Raw genomic sequence first — 458 nt, 5'->3', positions numbered from 1 at the left:
GGGTAGAATCGGGGTATGGCAGGAGCTTCAGATCCCCAGTCACACACCCCGCAGGCCCACGATTCAGTGGCCGCGGGCGATCAGCCCACCACGGTGGGCCGCGCATCCACCGAGTCGGCCCATCCGGTTGCGGTCGCGGTTGCCGAGGGTTTCGAGGGTGCTGAAGGATTGGCGGGGTCGGTGCCGTCGGTGCATGCGGATGCTGTCGCAAGGCTCGCCGAAGCCCAGGCGGTTCTCGCAGACGCCCTGGCCGCGATCCCGCTGGGGCTGCTCAGCGACACAGAAGCGGTCACGGCGCTGAGCACCGTGGAGGCCATCGGGCGGACGGTGGATGCGGCCCGGGTGAGCACGGCGACGGATGTGGACCGGCGGGCCCGGGTGCTCGGCCGGGAGGGTCTGGCCTGGCGGATGGGCTGCACGGGCCCGTGGGATGTCCTCACCCGGGTGACGCGGGTGTC

The 458-nt window shown here is 71.4% G+C and carries 1 protein-coding gene; it reads left to right on the top strand.

Annotated elements, in window-relative coordinates:
- Nucleotides 1-15 precede the first annotated feature (15 nt).
- Nucleotides 16-458: hypothetical protein (locus tag QN357_RS19315; RefSeq protein WP_323505446.1), on the top strand; the 443-nt coding region annotated here is incomplete at its 3' end.

The sequence above is a fragment of the Cryobacterium sp. RTC2.1 genome (assembly GCF_035018685.1).
GTDB lineage: Bacteria > Actinomycetota > Actinomycetes > Actinomycetales > Microbacteriaceae > Cryobacterium > Cryobacterium glucosi.
This window is presented reverse-complemented; position numbering and strand designations above follow the sequence as displayed.